Below are 16,002 nucleotides of genomic sequence, written 5' to 3'. Positions count from 1 at the left end.
AGGGAGCCTTTCGAGACGTTCAGAATTCCAGCACGACCTGCAGCGCCTCGGCGGGCCGCTGGTCCAGCAGTTCGTAGGCGTCGGCGGCGTCGGCGGCCGGGACGACATGGCTGACGAGGGAGGTGACGTCCACCTGTCCCTCGGCGACGAGCCGCAGGAAGGTCTGCTGGAGGCGCTCCACGGTCCACCGGTGGGACAGCTGGGGTGGGACGCCGCCGATCTGTGAGCAGATGAGCTGGACGCGGTTGTGGTGGAACTCGTCGCCCAGGCGCAGGCCGACGCCGTCGCCCTGGTAGAAGCCGGAGGCCACCACACGGCCGCCGGCGGCGACCGAGCGCAGGGCCTGGTGCAGAGCGGGGTAGGCGCCGCTGATCTCGATGGCGAGGTCGGCGCCGAGACCGCCGGTGGCCTCGCGGACCCGTTCGGCGACGGCGTCGGTGCGCGCGTTGAGGGTGTGGTGTGCGCCGTAGCGCTTGGCGGTCTCCAGACGGCCGTCCAGCGCGTCGACGGCGGTGACGCGGGCGCCGTTGAGCTGGGCGAGGCGGGTGGTGAGCAGCCCGATGACGCCTTGGCCGAAGACGGCGACGTCCTCGCCGAGGTGGATGTCGCCTGCGAGTACGGCGTTGTAGGCGATGGCGCCGACCCGGGCGAAGGCGCCGGCCAGCGGTTCGAGGCCGGCGGGCAGGGTGTGGCCGATCATGCGTTCGGCGGGGACGATCCCCTCGCTGCGGTGGCCCCAGATGCCCCAGACCAGGTCGCCCGGCTGTGGCAGGCCTGGCGTACCGGCCAGATCCGGAGCGACCTCGACGACCTCGCCGACCTCCGAGTAGCCCCATCCGGCCACGGGGTACTGGATGCCGGCCGCTCCGTCACGGAACAGCCGGGCCTGAGGGTCCCAGGTCCGTGTCAGATACGGATTGGTGCCGCGGTAGGCGGTGAGTTCGGTACCGGCCGAGATGCCCGAGTAGCGGGTGCGGACCCTCAGGTGCCCGGCGGGCAGGTCGGCTCCGGCCTGCTCGGTGAGCTCCACCTGAAGGGGGCCGGTGAATTGGACGACGCGTTCCACGGATGGCTCCGGAAGGGGTTGCGAGTTGGGTTGCGTCGACAATAACCCCCTCTTATGTCTTGTCAACCAGCAAAAGTGATGCTGTGATGCGTATCAAGTAGACGTAAGTCGGAACGAGGACATGCAATGCGCACCAAGAGCCGGCGATCGAAGGCGATCGCGGTGGGCATCACGGCAGCCTTGGGGCTGGGGCTGCTCACGGGCTGCGCCAGCAGCACGGGGCCCGGAAAACCCGACCGGGAGATCACGGTCTGGTCCCAGGAGAACCTCCCGGATCGCATCGCCGTGACCCAGAAGATCATCAAGGGGTTCGAGAAGAAGACCGGCATCAAGGTCCATCTCGTCGGTGTCGACGAGGGCCAGATGCCCCAGCTGATCATGTCGGGCGCCGCCTCGGGCACGCTGCCGGACGTCATCGGCGCCGCCCCCATGGGCCAGGTATGGCAGATGTACAGCAACGGCCTGCTCAACACCGAGATACCCCGGCAGATCGTCGACGAGCTGGGGCCCAAGACGTTCAACGCCAACGCGCTGAAGCTGACCTCGGACGGCGGCGAGAACCTCGGCGTACCCTCCAGTGCCTGGCTGCAACTGCTGGTCTACCGCAAGGACCAGCTCGACGCGAAGCACCTGCCGGCCCCGGAGACCTACGCCAAGGCGCTCGCCGCGGCCAAGGCGCTGACCACGAAGGGGCGGTACGGCATCTCCGCGGCCACCGACCCGAGCGACGCCTTCACCTCGCAGAGCTTCGAGAGCCTCGCGCTGGCCGACGACTGCCAGCTCGTCGACGACCAACACCAGGTCGCCCTCGACTCCCCGCAGTGCCGGACGGCGTTCAAGACCTATGACCAGCTCGCGCGCGCCTACGGCGCCCCGGGCACCCAGACCGTCGACTCCACCCGCTCCACCTACTTCGCGGGCCAGTCCTCGATGATCATCTGGTCTTCGTTCCTCCTGGACGAACTCGCCGGCCTGCGCAAGGACGCCCTGCCCAGCTGCACGGAGTGCAGGAACGACGCGCGGTACCTCTCGCGCAACAGCGGCATCACCACCGCGATGCAGGGCCCCGACGCCACCGACGCGGCCCAGTTCGGCGAGATCACCTCATGGGTGACCACGAAGACCGCCGAGACACAGGCCTCACGCCAGTTCATCGAGTACATGATGGGCACCGGATACGAGTCCTGGTTCGGCATGGCACCCGAGGGCATGATCCCCGTCCGCGCGGGCACGGCCGCACAGCCCGAGCGCTACCTCGACGCCTGGCGCCACAGTGAGATCGGCGTCGACACCAAGAAGCCCTTCGACGAGGTCTACCCCCCGAGCCTGCTCAACCAGCTCGCGGCCGGAGTCAGCAACATGCGGCGCTGGGGCATCACCCAGGGCGAAGGCGCGCTCGTCGGCGCCACCAACGGTGAACTGCCCGTGCCGAAGGCGATCGGCGCCCTGACCAGCGGTCAGATCTCGCCCTCCGAAGCGGCCCACGAGGCCGACGACGAAGTCACCGCCCTGCAGAAGTCCCTCCAGTAGCCGCCCCCTTGCCCGTCACAAAGGTCCCCTCATGACAACAGCTCCAGCCGATACAGGACAGCGCCGTCACACCGGTGACGGATCCCCGGACCGGCCCACCGAAGACGGCCGCCGCCCGATGACGGCGAGCCGCCGCGCCAACCGCGCGGGCCTGGCCTTCGTCTCCCCGACCTTCGTCGTGGTCCTCGTCGTGGTGATCCTGCCCATCCTGTGGACCGTCCTGCTCGCGTTCCAGCACGCCAGACTCGTCGACATCCAGGGCATGGGTCTGTTCGGCCACTGGACCCTGGACAACTTCGACCAGGTCTTCGGCTCGGCCGGTTTCTGGTCGAGCCTGGGCACCACCCTGCTGTACACCGTCGGCGCCACCTTCGGATCCATCGCCCTCGGACTGATCGCCGCCCTCGCCCTGCGCAAGCCGTTCCGGGGCCGCGGGCTGCTGCGCGCGGCGATGCTGCTGCCCTACGTCGCTCCCGTCGTCGCCGTCTCCTTCGTCTGGGAAGTGGCGCTCAGCCCTCAGTACGGCATCGTCAACGAATGGGGCCGGCGCCTGTTCGGCTGGGACGACCCCATCGCCTTCCTCTCCACCCGCGCCTACGAAGTCCACCTGCTGGGACTCCACTTCGACATCCCGCTCGCACTGCTGACCGTCATAGCCTTCGAGACCTGGCGGTACTTCCCCTTCGCGTTCCTGTTCATCCTGGCCCGGCTGCAGGCCGTACCCGACGGCCTGGAAGAGGCCGCCCTGGTGGACGGCGCGACCCCCACCCAGCGGTTCCGCCACATCCTGCTGCCCCAACTGATGCCCGTCATCGCCCTGTTGTGCGTCCTGCGTTTCATCCTGACCTTCAACAAGTTCGACGACGTCTACCTGCTGACCGGCGGCGGCGCGGGCACCGACGTCGCGGCCGTACGGGTCTACGACTTCCTCACCGCCCGTTACGACGTGGGCGCCGCGGCCGCCCAGGCATTGGTCCTGGCCGTCGCACTCATGATCCTGATGGGCCTCTACTTCAAGTTCTTCGGCAACAAGGTCCAGGAGGAGTCGTCATGAGCCGCGCCCAGTTCGAGGAGAGGTTCTTCGGCGTCCTGCGCTGGATCGTCATCGCGTTCCTGGCGGTGATCACGGTCCTGCCCTTCTACTACATGCTGCTGCTGTCGCTGAAGCCCATCGACGCGCTGCTGCTGGACCCGGGCTCCCTGTGGGTCTCGACCAAGGACTTCACCCTGTCCACCTACCGCGACGTGCTGCGGTCCACCGACGACGGCGGCCAGGGGTTCCTCAAGTTCCTGCTCAACTCCGCGCTGGTCTCGCTGGGCACCGTCGCCCTGACATTGCTGGCCGCGGTGCCCGGTGCCTACGCGATCAGTCGGCTGAAGTTCTTCGGACACCGCCAGGTCAGCGCCCTCTTCCTCGCCGTCTACCTGTTCCCGGCGACGCTGCTGGCCGTCCCGCTGTTCGTCGTCTTCGCCAAACTGCACCTGTCCTCCAGCCTGGTCGGGCTCGCCATCGTCTACGTCGCCCAGACCGTGCCGGTGGCCATCTACATGCTGAAGAACTACCTCGTCACCATTCCCTACTCGATCGAGGAAGCCGCGGCGCTCGACGGCCTCAGCAGGCTCCAGACCCTGCGCAAGGTGATCCTCCCCCTGGCCCTGCCGTCCCTCATGGCGACCGGACTGTACGTCTTCATGATCGCCTGGAACGAGTTCCTGTTCGCCCTGCTCTTCCTGGCCGCCGACCCCGGCAAGTGGACGGTGCCGCTGGGCCTGGCGCAACTGTCCAACGGCGTCGAAGTCCCCAAAACCGTCCTGATGGCAGGGTCGGTGGTGCTGACGATTCCCGTGATACTCCTGTTCTTCGCCGCCGAACGCATGCTCACCGAGGGGCTGACCAGCGGTGCCGACAAGAGCTGAGACGATGGGGGAACCGATGCTGACACCGAACCAGATCAGTGCGGGCGAACTGCTGCAACTCATCCGCGGCGGTCGCGCGAACACGCGCGCGGACCTGCAGCGGATCACCGGACTCTCCCGTTCGACCGTCGGCCAGCGACTGGACCTTCTCAACCGGGCGGGGTGGCTCAAGCACGTCGCCGGTTCGTCGACCGGTGGCCGCCCCTCCCAGCGAATCGTCTTCGATCCGCGGCACGCCTCGGTCATCGCCGTGGACCTGGAGATCAAGCACGCACGGGCCGCGGTCCTCGATCTCGGGGGCGCCATACTCGCCGAAACCACCGGACCGCTGGACATCGGTGAGGGCCCGGAGGCGGTGCTGGACCAACTGGCCCGCTGGTTCCCGGATCTGATCGCCGCCGCCGGAGTCGACGCCGGCCACATCTGCGGAATCGGGCTCTCCGTGCCCGGGCCCGTGGAGTGGGAGACGGGCCATGTCATCGAACCACCGGTCATGCCGGGCTGGGACCGGTATCCCATCCGGGAACGTCTTCAGCGGGCCTACGCCGAGCACGTGGGCCCGAGCATGGGCGACGGACTCGTGCCCGTGTTCGTGGACAACGACGCCAACCTCATGGCGCTGGCCGAACATCAGGCCAGCCACCGGGACTGCGCGGCCTTCGTCCTCGTGAAGGTCTCCACCGGCATCGGTGCCGGCGTCGTCGTGGACGGCAAGGTGTACCGCGGCATCGACGGCGGCGCCGGCGACATCGGCCACATCCGTCTGCACGACCGGCCCGACGTCCTGTGCATGTGCGGCTCCCACGGCTGCCTGGGCGCCGTGGCCAGCGGCCGGGCACTGGCCAGGGACCTGAGCGCCCTCGGCGCGGACGCCACGTCGGCCGCCGACGTCAGGCGTCTGCTCGCCGACGGCCACCCGGACACCCTTCGGCTGGCCCGAGAAGCCGGACGGAGGGCCGGCGAGGTCCTGGTCACCGTGGTCAGCCTGCTCAACCCCGGCGTCCTCATGATCGCCGGCGAACTCTCGGGTGCCCCCTTCATGACCGGGGTCAGGGAGTTGCTCTACCAGCGGGCGTTCCCCCGGGCCACCGCGAACCTGCAAGTCGTCACCTCACGCCTCGGGGATCACGCGGGCGTCATAGGGGCGGCCGCCATGGTCGTCGAGATCCTCTACGCCCCCGACCGAGCCGAAGCCCGCCTGAGCCACCTCGCCGCCTGAACCAGGCGCCGGCTCACTTCTGCCGCAACGGACGGGACTGCCGAACAACCGCTCGCTCGGCCCCACGTACGGCCGCGCGCGGACCTCCGTACAGACAGGAACACCGTGATCGTCACCCCTGCCCCCTGGGCGGACCGGCCCGTAGAGGTCGGCCTCGTGGGCGCCGGCCCCTGGGCCCGCGCCATGCACGCCCGGATGCTCGCCGCCGGACCCGAGACCCGCCTCGCCGCGGTGTGGGCCCGCCGCTCCGAAGCCGCGCGGGAGACCGCCGCACCGCACGGAGCACACGTCGCCGCGTCCTTCGGTGAACTCCTCGACCGGTGCGAAGCCGTGGCGTTCGCCGTACCTCCGGCCGTGCAGGCCGAGCTGGCACCCCAGGCCGCACGCCAGGGGAAAGCGCTGCTGCTGGAGAAGCCGCTCGGGCCCGACCTCATGGCCGCGCAGCGTGTCGCCGACGCCGTCCTCGGCGCCGGCGTGGTCTCCCAACTCGTTCTGACCAAGCGCTACCACCCGGTCACCGAGGCCTTCCTTGACGCCGCGCGCACCCGCGAGGTCTCCGGCGCGCGCTCCTGCTACCTCCACGGCGCCTTCCTCGGCGGCGACTTCGCCACCGGCTGGCGTCTCGAACACGGCGCGCTGCTCGACCTCGGCCCCCATCTGCTCGACCTGCTCGACCTCGCCGTCTCGCCCATCACCGGCATACGGAGCACCGGCGACCCCCGCCGCTGGATCGAACTCACCCTGGAACACGAGAACGGAGCCGTCAGCCAGGCGTCCTTGTCGGGCTCCGTCAGCGTGCCCCGCGCCCTGACCCGCGTCGAACTCTTCGGTCCCGAAACGCCGTTGACCTACGACACGGCCGAGATCGACCACGAGGAGTGCTGGCCGATCCTGCGCCGCACCTTCGCCACCGCCGTGCGCGCGAACGAGCCCACGGACCTCGACGCCGCACGCGGGCTGTATCTGCAGCGCCTCATCGATCAGGCGGCCCGGGCGACACGGTGAGAGCGGGGGAACCCACCTTCGTTCGGGACATCAACGTTCTGGACCAGACGCGGGACGAGATCCTCTGCCGACTGCTTCAGGACGAGTAACCATGGCCGACCGCCCGGTTCTTGCGAGCGGGTGCGTGGGGCGGGGCCGCGACGTGCGGGTGCCGGCGCCGACTGTGACGGGCGGGTCTATCGCGGTTCGTGGGCTGCCAGTCGGCAGGCGCCGTTCGCGGCGCCGCCCGCCACTCCGGCCCCGGTCAGCCCGCTCACACAACCTTGCAGGTCGCCGCTCACGCCACGGTGACACGCCGCCGTGACGGCGTCGTTGGCATCGGCACCCGCCTGGGCTGCCATCTGGGTGCAGGCGGGGATGTCCGCGTGGGAGGCGGGGGCGGTGAGAGCCGTGGCGCCCAGCGCGAGGGTCAGGCCGGTGAGGACACCGGCGACACGGGTCGACGTGTGCATGGGACGCACCTGCTTTCCGAGAGGTCCACGCGGCCCGGCCCAGGCGGTGGAACCGTGTGGGAACGGTGGCGTGTGGGAACGGCGCCTATGGGCGCTCGGCGAGGGGTGGGCTTCTCCTCCCGCTCACGACACGCGCCTCCGGGGGGCGATGAGCGGCCGCATGGTGATGCGCGGTCTCCGGCGGGGCGGACACCACCACCGGTTGCTGCGGAGGCGCGCCACCCGCTGCTTCCACCGTACGACGCCGGGGGCCCCGCCACGAGCCGATCGGTTCCTCGGACCACCGGGCAGGCCGTGTGGACGGCCGGCTCGTGGTGATGGAGGTGGAGGCGGTTCCGAACGTGGTCGGTGTCGTCCAGTCGGCAGTCGGACCACGTGGTGCGTATTCGTCTGCCCCAACGGGCCCGAGTATTCGTACCGCTGGAGCATCCAGTAGCCTGCCGTGCCCCTGAGGAAGCACGGCGCACACGTAACCGGGGTGCCCGCGGCGGCCGTTGGAATCGTGTGGCGAAGACCGACGAACGTGCCGAGGACACCTGCCCGCTCGCCGGCTCTGCTCCCAGTAAGCCCGGCTTTTGCAACGAGGGCTGTCTGCCCGTCAATTGGCCTGTTCGTAGGCCACGCGGATGTTGGCCGGGACCCGTCCGCGGTCGTTGACCTCGAATCCGTTGCTCCGTGCCCACGTGCGCATTTCCACTGCGCTGGGGCCGTCGGCGTCGGCCTTGCGGCCCTTGCTCACCCTTGTCCGACCGGTCTTCCGGCCCGCCTGGATGAAGCGGGCAAGGGCGTCGGCCAGCTCGTCGTAGCTGTCCGGCGACAGATCGATTTCATACTTTACGCCGTTCAGCGAGAACTCGTGGGTGGAGATCTCCGGGTGTTCTTTACCTGTGAGGTCGTCGGTATAGACCGTAATTTTCTTCTGAGCCATAGTGGGATCGTACTGCAAACATTCACCCATTCGCCCCGGACCTTCTGAACGTCATGACGAAAGGCTGCCTTCGACGTCCAATTCGGCCGACTTTGCGCGCGATGGCGTTGGGCGCAGCCCTTTAGCCACTCGATTTTGACGGAGAGTCCACCTGCGTCGAGTGGCGGGTTTCGGTGAGCAGCCGAGTCGGTGTCGGTGCGGCACGATCGGCAGCGGGCGGGGATCGGCGCATACGCCGGGAACAGTCCCATGGCCGAGGTGATCAGGCCAGGACTCAGGCCGAATTCGGTGGTGGCGAACATCCCTCAGGTACGGCCGAAACCGGTCACGACCTCGTCGAGGACGAAGAGAATGTCGTGCCGGGCGAGGACCTCCTGAACACGGGGGTAATAACTCGACCCGGGGATGATGACGCCACCCGTGCTGAGGATCGGTGCCGTGGTAACCCCTCTCCGGGGAGAGAGTCTTTAGCCGACCGTGACGGGCGAGACACTGGTGGTAGTACCACGCCAGTTTGAAGGCGCTGCCGTTGGCCTCCGCACCGGAGTTCGCGAAAAAGGTGCGGCCCATGGGTAGGGGCACCAGCCGGGCCAGATCCTCTGACGCCGCGCGCTGATCCACCGGGGATTACGGGACAGCCCTCAGCCGTATCCGAGTACCCGTCGACCCCGCTGGACCCACACACACCGCCTGCCGTGGCCACGGAGCTGCCACTTGGGCCCGCCGGACTCTGGTGTCCTCGGGGACCCACCGCGGGCCGAGCCCGGGGACCGGGCCACGGTCGTTCGGGCGGCGGAGGTGGCTCAGACCCCGTAGCGCTCCGGCTTCGGCGCCCGGGACATGAGGGCATCGGCGGCGTCCGGGACGGACACAGTGCCCGCGATGACCGCGGAGACCACCTCGGTGATCGTCATCTCCACGCCGTGGGCGCCCGCCAGGTCCAGGACCGCGCGGCACGACTTCACTCCCTCCGCGGTCTGCTTCGTGTCACGGTGGCTTCCTCGACGGTCAGCCCGCGGCCCAGGTGCTCCCCGAAGGTCCGGTTCCTCGAGGGCGGGGAGGCGCAGGTGGCGATGAGGTCCCCGGCGCCGGCGAGCCCGGAGAACGTCAACGGGTCGGCGCCCATGGCCGCGCCGAGCCGGGCGGTCTCCGCGAGTCCGCGCGTGATGAGCAGCGCTCGGGCGTTGTCGCCGAGGTCCAGCCCGGTGGCGAGGCCGACCGCGAGGGCGATGACGTTCACGGGCTCGCCGGGCCGCGCCCGCATGTCCTCCCCGTCGAGCCCGCCGGCCGCATGTCCTCCACGTCGAGCCCGCCGGCCGCGGCCCTGCTCGGTGACACGACCGAGGAGGCCGCTCGTCCCCGGCCCGTGTCATCACCAGCCGGCCGCCGGTCCGCACGATCCGCCGTATCTCGACCGGCGCTCGGACGAAGTGGGATCGCGCGCGACAACTTCCCTTTGCGAGCGGGTGACTTGGGCTCTGAGCAGGGCGTATGCACTCGTCGGCGGAACAGCCTACGGACTCCGCGCCGGCCGGCCCTGCTCCGCGTCCGCGGCGCCTCACGGTCCCGTCGGCCGGCGCCTGTGGTCATCCGGCATGAGGCCGGCTCGGAGAGGTGGTCGGAGAGGTGTTGACCGAGTGCCGCAGGTAAATTGGGAACATGGTGTGGCCGGGGCGTCCCGCGGTTCTGCTGGGGCGGCGTGCCGAATGCGCGTTGTTCGACCGCTGGCAGGACGCCGTCAAGGCCGGTCGAGGCGGCGCTCTCGTGGTCCTCGGCGAGCCCGGGATCGGCAAGTCCGCGCTGCTCGACCACATGGCTTCGACCACGGTCGGCTTCCGCGTGGTGCGGGCCGCGGGTGTGGAAGCGGAGACGGAACTGCCCTTCGGGGTGTTGCACCAGGTCTGCGCGCCGTTCCTGGCAACGCTGGAGCATCTGCCCGGACCGCAGGAGGACGCCTTGTCCGCGGCTTTCGGGTTGCGGACAGGCGCGGCGCCCGACCGGCTCATGCTGAGCCTGGCCGTACTGGGGTTGCTGTCCGAGGCGGCGGTCCGCCAACCGCTGATCTGTGTGATCGACGACGCCCAGTGGCTCGACCCCGGTTCGGCCCAGGCGTTGACGTTCGTGGCGCACCGTGTCGGTGCGGAGCCACTCGGCCTCGTCTTCGCCACCCGCCATGCCGGTAATGGTCTACGCGGGTTGCAAGAGGTGCGGCTGACCGGACTGGGCCCGGGGGACGCACGCGCCCTGCTGCACTCGGCTCTGCACGTGCCGTTGGACGAGGGAGTCGTCGAGCGGATCGCGACGGAGGCCCGGGGCAGTCCGCTTGCCCTGCTCGAACTGCCCCGGACGCTGACGGCCGCGGGATTCGCGGGCGGTTTCGGTCCGACGGACACCGCGGCTGCCGTGCCGGGGCGCATCGAGGACAGTTTCCGCAGCAGGGTCCTCGGCCTTCCCCCGGCCACCCGCATGCTGCTCCTGGTGGCCGCGGCGGAGCCGACCGGCGACTCCGCACTGCTGTGGCGGGCGGCCGGCCGTCTGGGAATCGGGGTCTCGGCCGCGACGGCGGCGGAGACCGACGGGCTTCTCTCCATCGATACGAAGGTGGTCTTCCGCCACCCTTTGGTCCGGTCGGCCGTCTATCGGGCGATGCCGACGTCGCAGCGGCGGGCCGCGCACCGGGCTCTGGCCGAGGTCACCGACCCTTCGGAGCCGGACCGGCGGGCCTGGCACCGCGCGCTGGCAGCCGTCGGCTTCGACGAGGAAGCCGCGGCGGAGCTCGAGGGGTCGGCTCACCGGGCCCTGGCCCGCGGGGGTGTCGCCGCCGCCGGGGCATTCCTGGAGCGGTCGGTCGCGCTGACCGCCGAACCGGCCGCCCGGGCAGGGAGAGCGCTGCGCGCGGCACGTGCCAAGCAGCAGGCCGGCGCGTACGACAGTGCTCTGGACCTTCTCGCGCTGGCCGACCGGGGGCCCGAGAACGAGCGGCGAGCCGCTGACAGTGAGCTCCTGCGCGGGCAGATCGCCTTCGCCCGCAGTTTCGGCGGTGGAGCCACCTCCGTGCTGCTGAGCGCGGCCCGCCGTTTCGAGTCCATCGACGCCTCCCGCGCGAGGGACGTCCACCTGCAGGCCCTGGCCGCGGCGATGCTCGCCGGCCGGCTGGGCGACGAGTGCCGGATCGCGGAGGTGGCCCACAGCGCCCGCCGGGTGCCTGCGGCGTCCGTACCACGCGCCTCCGACCTCCTGCTGGACGGACTGACGCTCCTCATCGTCGAAGGCCGCGGCGCCGCGGTTCCGGTGTTGCGCAGGGCGGTGTCGGCGTTCACCACAGAGGAACTGGCCCCGGAGGAGGAGTTGTACTGGCTGTGGCTGGCCGGGCATGGCGCCGGTCTGTTGTGGGACGACGAGTCATGGCGTGTGCTGGCCACGCGGCTGCTGCGATCGTGCGAGATACGAGGAGCGATCAGCATTCTCCCGGTCGCCGCCGCCACACGTGCGGGACTGCACCTGCTGAGCGGGGAACTCCTGCAGGCCGCGTCATTGGCCGAGACGGCTGCCGACGTCACTCTCATGACGGGAGCCGGACCCGTCGCCTACGCGGAGGTGGGGCTCGCCGTCTTCCGCGGGCGGGACGACGAGGCCCTTGCCGCGATCCGCACCGCGACCCGGGACTCGATGGCGCGGGGCGAAGGCATGGCGCTGACCTACCTGCAGTGGGCCACCGCCGTGCTGCACAACGGTGCGTGCCGGTACGAGCAGGCCTTGGAGTCCGCGCGCCAGGCCGGTGCCGATTCCAGCGTCCAGCGGATCCGCAACTGGGCGCTGGCCGAACTCATCGAGGCGGCCGTGCGTACCGGACACCGGGACCTGGCCGACGAGGCACTGCGGGAACTGTGCCGGACGACCGGTCCCTGCTCCAGCCACTGGGCCGCGGGTGTCGAAGCGCAGTGCCGGGCTCTGCTGGCCGATGGCCCGGATGCCGAGGACCTGTACCGCACGGCCTTGGGACGGCTCGAACGCACCCGGCTGTGTGCCGCGGTGGCCCGGGTCCACCTTCTGTACGGGGAGTGGCTGCGGCGCGAACGCCGTCACCTTGAGGCACGGAACCAACTGCGGCAGGCGCACGAGATGTTCGTGCGGTTCGGCATGGACGGTTTCGCCGAACGTGCCCGCAGCGAACTGTCAGCGGCCGGTGAGCCCACCCGCACGCGTCGGTCCTGGCTCGGTGATCAGCTCACTCCGCAGGAGAGGCGGATCGCGATGCTGGCAGCCGAGGGATGCACCAACCCCGAGATCGCGTCCCGGCTGTTCATCAGCGCCAGCACGGTCGACTACCACCTGCGCAAAGTCTTCCGCAAGCTCAAGGTCACCACGCGCACTCAGCTCGCCTGGCTGCTGCAGGATGCCCAGCCGATACCCGCGGACGCGACCCGTCTCTGACGCCGCGACCGGACAGGACTACGCATTCACGCGATGCCCTGGAGCGGGCGCGTGTGCCTACCGTTACCAGTGATGCGGCACCGGAGCACACCGACGGCACAAGGGTCGGACATGCCTTGCGCGACACACCGCGGAATCCGAGCGGACCGCCGTGATCACACCTGATTCCCCGTGTGCCGCTGCGCGGCACAAGAATCGAGAAGGGTGGCGGGCACATGCCCATCCCTCCCGTCGGCGCGGCCCAACGCCTGGTCGAGACCCTCTCGCAGTACGGCGTGCCGTACGTCTTCGGTGTCCCCGGAGCGGCGATCGACGCTGTTCAGGATGCCCTGGCCTTCGCGGGTCCCGAACTCGTGATGTGTCGCCACGAACACCATGCCGCCGTGATGGCCGGCGCCGTCGGGCTGTTGACGGGCACCCCCGGAGCGGTCCTGGCCACCTCGGGAGCGGGCACCACCAATCTGATGACCGCCCTGCTGACGGCGACGACCGAGCAGCACCCCATGATCGCTGTGTGCGGGGCCGTGACCTGCCGGGACCGGTCCAGACGAAACCGGCGGTCGATGGACGCCGTCGCCGCGCTGCGACCGGTCACGACGTACACCTGCGAAGTCCACGACCCCGACGATGTCCCCGAAGCCATCGCCAGGGCCCTGCGTGCCGCGGTCACCCCGCCCAGGGGTGCGGCCGTGGTGGTGATACCGGCCGATGTCGCGGGGGCACCCACCGCCGCGACCGTCGTCCAGCCGCACAGACACCCGTCTCACGGTCCCGCTCCCGCCGAATGCGTCCACCGTGCCGCGCAGCTCATCCGTGCCGCACGGAACCCCGTTCTCCTGGTCGGGTTGCGGGGCGCGGACGCCGAGGCCTGCACCGCGGTGCGTGAACTGATCCGTGTGACCGGGCTGCCTGTGGTGGAGACCTTCCAGGCGGCGGGCATCGTCCCGCGCGCGCTGGAGGAGCAGTACGCCGGTCGCGTCGGCCTCTTCCGTGATCAGCCTGGGGACGTCATGGTGACGCAAGCCGACGTACTGATCACCGTCGGCTACGACCCCGTGGAGTACGACCCGGGTCTGTGGAACACCGACCCGGCCCGGACGATCGTCCACGTCGACGCGGTGCCCGCCGAGGTCGGCAGCCACTACCAGCCCGCTCTGGAACTGCGGGGCGATGTGGCCGCGACGGTCGGTGAGCTGTCCGGGACGCTCTCCGGACGGCCGGTCAGCGACCGGACCCGGGACGCCCTTGCGGGCCGGCGCGCCGCGCTGGCCCGCATCGACGCGGAGGCCGCAGCGGCACCGGGCACCGCTGCCGGCCTCAATCCCGCGGCGCTGATCCAGACGATCGCTGACAACGTGGAGGACGACGCCACGGTGGTGTCCGAAACCGGTTCGCACCTCCACATGGCCCGTCATCTGCGCGGACACCAGCCGCGCCGTCTCCTGCTGTCCAACGGCCTGGAGACACCGGGAGTCGCCCTGTCACGGGCGATGACCGCCGCGTTGCTGGAGCCGGGGCGACAGGTGGTGTCGGTCTCCGGGGAAGGCGGGTTCCTGTCCAGCGCGGCGGAAATCGAGACCGCCACCCGGCTGGGCCTCCACGCCACGCACGTGATCATGCGGGACAACGCCTACGACATGGTGGCGTTCCAGGAGCATCGCAAATACGGCAGGGCGTCCGGAGTCCGACCGGGCGCCTACGACATCGCCCTGTACGCCCGCGCGTTGGGCGCCAGAGGTATCCGGACCGAGACCATGGACGCCTTCGAGACCGAACTGCGCAGATCCCTCGACCCGGTCGGACTCTGCGACCCCGGCATCACCGTCATCGACGTGCCGGTCGACTACGCCCACACCGCCGAACTCTTCGCACAACTCCACGACGGCATTCCGAGATGACGGTCCGGCCGGTCCGACCGGCCCGGTCGGCCCGGTCGGCCCCTTCGACGCCCGATCGGCCGCGTTGAGACGACACGGATGACATGACGCACGACCGAGGCTGCCCACCGGCCCCGGCGGACACCCGACCGCCGGCCGGACCAGCCGCTTTCGTACGTGACAGGAGGTTCTCATGACGAAGGAGGCACCCATGGACACAGGTGCGCACGGCGCTGTGACGGACGGGGGGTTCGTCCTCAGCTTCCCGGCGGTACGGCTGCGAACGCTCATCGCGCTGGTGGTCGCCTCGGTCGTACTGCTGGGTGTCACCCTGTGGGGCGTGATCGTCCCCGCGGACGTTCACCTGGAAGTGCTGTTGGTGGCGGTGCCCGCGCTCACCGCGGTGGTGGACAACACGCGCACGACCGTCAGCATGACCGCCCTGGCCTGTCTCGGCGTGGTCGCGGTCGACGTCGACGACGGTCTGCCCCGCTCACCCATTCTCGCGATCGACGTCCTGGGTCTGCTGGTCGTCTGCGTCCTGGTCCTCGTGTTCCGGCGCGTGCGAGACGTGGATCATCGAACGCTCTGCGCGGTGCGCTGCGTCTCGGAGACGGCGCAGAAGGCGCTGCTGCCCCCGCTGCCCTGTCGTATGGCGGGTCTGGAAATCGCCACGGCCTATCGCTCGGCCGCCGCCCACGCACACATCGGCGGAGACGTGTACGCCGCCGAACGCGTCGGCGACACGGTCCGCATGCTGATCGGTGACGTGCGGGGAAACGGCTTGGCGGCAGTCGACGACGCGGCGGCCGTCATCGGCGCGTTCCGCGAGGCCGCGCACCGCGACGTGCGGCTGGAGCATGTCGCGCTGTCCCTGGACGCCGGTGTGCGCCGCCGCGTCGACCAGGTGAGTTTGACGGACACCAACGCGTCGGAGCGGTTCATCACCGCTCTCGTCCTGGAGATACCCGACGACCTCCATGTCGTCCGCGTGATCAGCTGCGGCCACCCCGACTCGATGCGCTCTCACGGTGAAGAGGTGGACCTCCTGGAAGTTCCGCAGCCGGCACCGCCGCTCGGCCTGGGCGGCGACCGGACGGCCTATCAGGTCGACACCTTCCGGTTCGAGCCGGACGACACGCTTCTCCTGCACACCGACGGCCTCCTCGAGACTCGCGACGGGGCGGGCGTGTTCTACCCGGCGCTCGACCGTTTCGCGCTTCTCGCCGAGGACGAACCGCATCACCTGATCGAGCGCCTCATGAGTGACCTGACGGTCCACGCGGGCGGCGAGGTGCAGGACGACGTCGCCATGGTCGCGGTACGCCGCCGGCCCCCGACGGCCGTGGAGGGTGCCGGCGAGGACGGCCACGGCACGTGTCCTGTGAACGAACGGGTGCGGCGGGAGCGCGCCGGAGTCGCGAGCGAGACCGACCGGTACGGGACCGGATGACGCCGGCAGCCAGCGGACCGCGGACACACCGGGCGGCCAGGCGCAGGACGGCACCGGATCGAGGGTTCACACGGAACGGCCGTCGACGTGTGGGAACGAGGGACAGAGCGTCGGTCCATCC

At 70.1% G+C, this 16,002-nt stretch carries 11 protein-coding genes and 2 pseudogenes; 8 read left to right on the top strand and 5 right to left on the bottom strand.

Annotation, left to right across the window (positions count from 1 at the left end):
• Positions 1 to 19: 19 nt before the first annotated feature.
• Positions 20 to 1,066, bottom strand: a complete 1,047-nt coding sequence (locus GFH48_RS02350; RefSeq protein ID WP_153286628.1) for a zinc-dependent alcohol dehydrogenase — start codon at positions 1,064 to 1,066, stop codon at positions 20 to 22.
• A gap of 126 nt (positions 1,067 to 1,192) precedes the next feature.
• Here GFH48_RS02350 and GFH48_RS02345 point away from each other — a divergent pair, with 126 nt between their 5' ends.
• From GFH48_RS02345 to GFH48_RS02325, 5 genes are all read left to right on the top strand, one after another.
• The gene (locus GFH48_RS02345) at positions 1,193 to 2,596 is read left to right on the top strand and encodes an ABC transporter substrate-binding protein (protein ID WP_153286627.1); all 1,404 of its coding nucleotides are present in this window, start codon (positions 1,193 to 1,195) and stop codon (positions 2,594 to 2,596) included.
• Between the two features lie 31 nt (positions 2,597 to 2,627).
• Entirely contained in the window at positions 2,628 to 3,650 is a 1,023-nt protein-coding gene (locus tag GFH48_RS02340; protein WP_153286626.1) for a carbohydrate ABC transporter permease, read from the top strand.
• Positions 3,647 to 4,513 (top strand): carbohydrate ABC transporter permease, encoded by an 867-nt coding sequence (locus GFH48_RS02335; RefSeq protein WP_153286625.1) that lies wholly within the window; start codon positions 3,647 to 3,649, stop codon positions 4,511 to 4,513. The genes GFH48_RS02340 and GFH48_RS02335 overlap by 4 nt, the downstream gene beginning before the upstream one ends.
• A gap of 4 nt (positions 4,514 to 4,517) precedes the next feature.
• Positions 4,518 to 5,732: an ROK family transcriptional regulator gene (locus GFH48_RS02330; RefSeq protein ID WP_153286624.1), complete on the top strand. Its 1,215-nt coding sequence runs from the start codon at positions 4,518 to 4,520 to the stop codon at positions 5,730 to 5,732.
• A 108-nt stretch (positions 5,733 to 5,840) separates the two neighbouring features.
• Entirely contained in the window at positions 5,841 to 6,737 is an 897-nt protein-coding gene (locus tag GFH48_RS02325) for a Gfo/Idh/MocA family protein (protein WP_407698696.1), read from the top strand.
• 176 nt (positions 6,738 to 6,913) lie between these two features.
• Here the strand turns inward: GFH48_RS02325 and GFH48_RS02320 are convergent, their stop codons facing one another.
• From GFH48_RS02320 to GFH48_RS02305, 4 genes and pseudogenes are all read right to left on the bottom strand, one after another.
• Positions 6,914 to 7,189: a hypothetical protein gene (locus GFH48_RS02320; protein ID WP_153286622.1), complete on the bottom strand. Its 276-nt coding sequence runs from the start codon at positions 7,187 to 7,189 to the stop codon at positions 6,914 to 6,916.
• Positions 7,190 to 7,787: 598 nt separating this feature from the next.
• Positions 7,788 to 8,117, bottom strand: coding sequence for a histone-like nucleoid-structuring protein Lsr2 (locus GFH48_RS02315; RefSeq protein WP_153286621.1), 330 nt, complete (start codon positions 8,115 to 8,117; stop codon positions 7,788 to 7,790).
• A 305-nt stretch (positions 8,118 to 8,422) separates the two neighbouring features.
• A pseudogene (locus GFH48_RS40040) lies at positions 8,423 to 8,551 on the bottom strand (aminotransferase class III-fold pyridoxal phosphate-dependent enzyme); the annotation flags it as partial.
• Between the two features lie 369 nt (positions 8,552 to 8,920).
• Positions 8,921 to 9,366: pseudogene (locus tag GFH48_RS02305) on the bottom strand (NAD(P)H-dependent glycerol-3-phosphate dehydrogenase); the annotation flags it as partial.
• Positions 9,367 to 9,776: 410 nt separating this feature from the next.
• On the opposite strand from GFH48_RS02305, the gene GFH48_RS02300 reads away from it, so the two are divergent.
• The 3 genes from GFH48_RS02300 to GFH48_RS02290 all read left to right on the top strand — a co-directional run bounded on the left by GFH48_RS02300 (position 9,777) and on the right by GFH48_RS02290 (position 15,881).
• Positions 9,777 to 12,551 (top strand): helix-turn-helix transcriptional regulator, encoded by a 2,775-nt coding sequence (locus GFH48_RS02300; protein ID WP_153286619.1) that lies wholly within the window; start codon positions 9,777 to 9,779, stop codon positions 12,549 to 12,551.
• Positions 12,552 to 12,766: 215 nt separating this feature from the next.
• Complete coding sequence (alsS, locus tag GFH48_RS02295; protein WP_153286618.1) at positions 12,767 to 14,449, top strand: acetolactate synthase AlsS; 1,683 nt, start codon at positions 12,767 to 12,769, stop codon at positions 14,447 to 14,449.
• Positions 14,450 to 14,639: 190 nt separating this feature from the next.
• Entirely contained in the window at positions 14,640 to 15,881 is a 1,242-nt protein-coding gene (locus GFH48_RS02290; RefSeq protein ID WP_194280469.1) for a PP2C family protein-serine/threonine phosphatase, read from the top strand.
• Positions 15,882 to 16,002 lie beyond the last annotated feature (121 nt).

The organism is Streptomyces fagopyri, from assembly GCF_009498275.1.
Classification (GTDB): domain Bacteria; phylum Actinomycetota; class Actinomycetes; order Streptomycetales; family Streptomycetaceae; genus Streptomyces; species Streptomyces fagopyri.
The sequence above is the reverse complement of the archived record's forward strand: the minus strand, read 5'-3'. Positions and strand labels throughout refer to the sequence as shown.

Coding starts and splice junctions, on each gene's coding strand:
- GFH48_RS02345 (WP_153286627.1), top strand. CDS start 1,193: ATGCGCACCAAGAGCCGGCGATCGAAGGCGATCGCGGTGGGCATCACG.
- GFH48_RS02340 (WP_153286626.1), top strand. CDS start 2,628: ATGACAACAGCTCCAGCCGATACAGGACAGCGCCGTCACACCGGTGAC.
- GFH48_RS02335 (WP_153286625.1), top strand. CDS start 3,647: ATGAGCCGCGCCCAGTTCGAGGAGAGGTTCTTCGGCGTCCTGCGCTGG.
- GFH48_RS02330 (WP_153286624.1), top strand. CDS start 4,518: ATGGGGGAACCGATGCTGACACCGAACCAGATCAGTGCGGGCGAACTG.
- GFH48_RS02320 (WP_153286622.1), bottom strand. CDS start 7,189: ATGCACACGTCGACCCGTGTCGCCGGTGTCCTCACCGGCCTGACCCTC.
- GFH48_RS02315 (WP_153286621.1), bottom strand. CDS start 8,117: ATGGCTCAGAAGAAAATTACGGTCTATACCGACGACCTCACAGGTAAA.
- GFH48_RS02300 (WP_153286619.1), top strand. CDS start 9,777: ATGGTGTGGCCGGGGCGTCCCGCGGTTCTGCTGGGGCGGCGTGCCGAA.
- alsS (WP_153286618.1), top strand. CDS start 12,767: ATGCCCATCCCTCCCGTCGGCGCGGCCCAACGCCTGGTCGAGACCCTC.
- GFH48_RS02290 (WP_194280469.1), top strand. CDS start 14,640: ATGGACACAGGTGCGCACGGCGCTGTGACGGACGGGGGGTTCGTCCTC.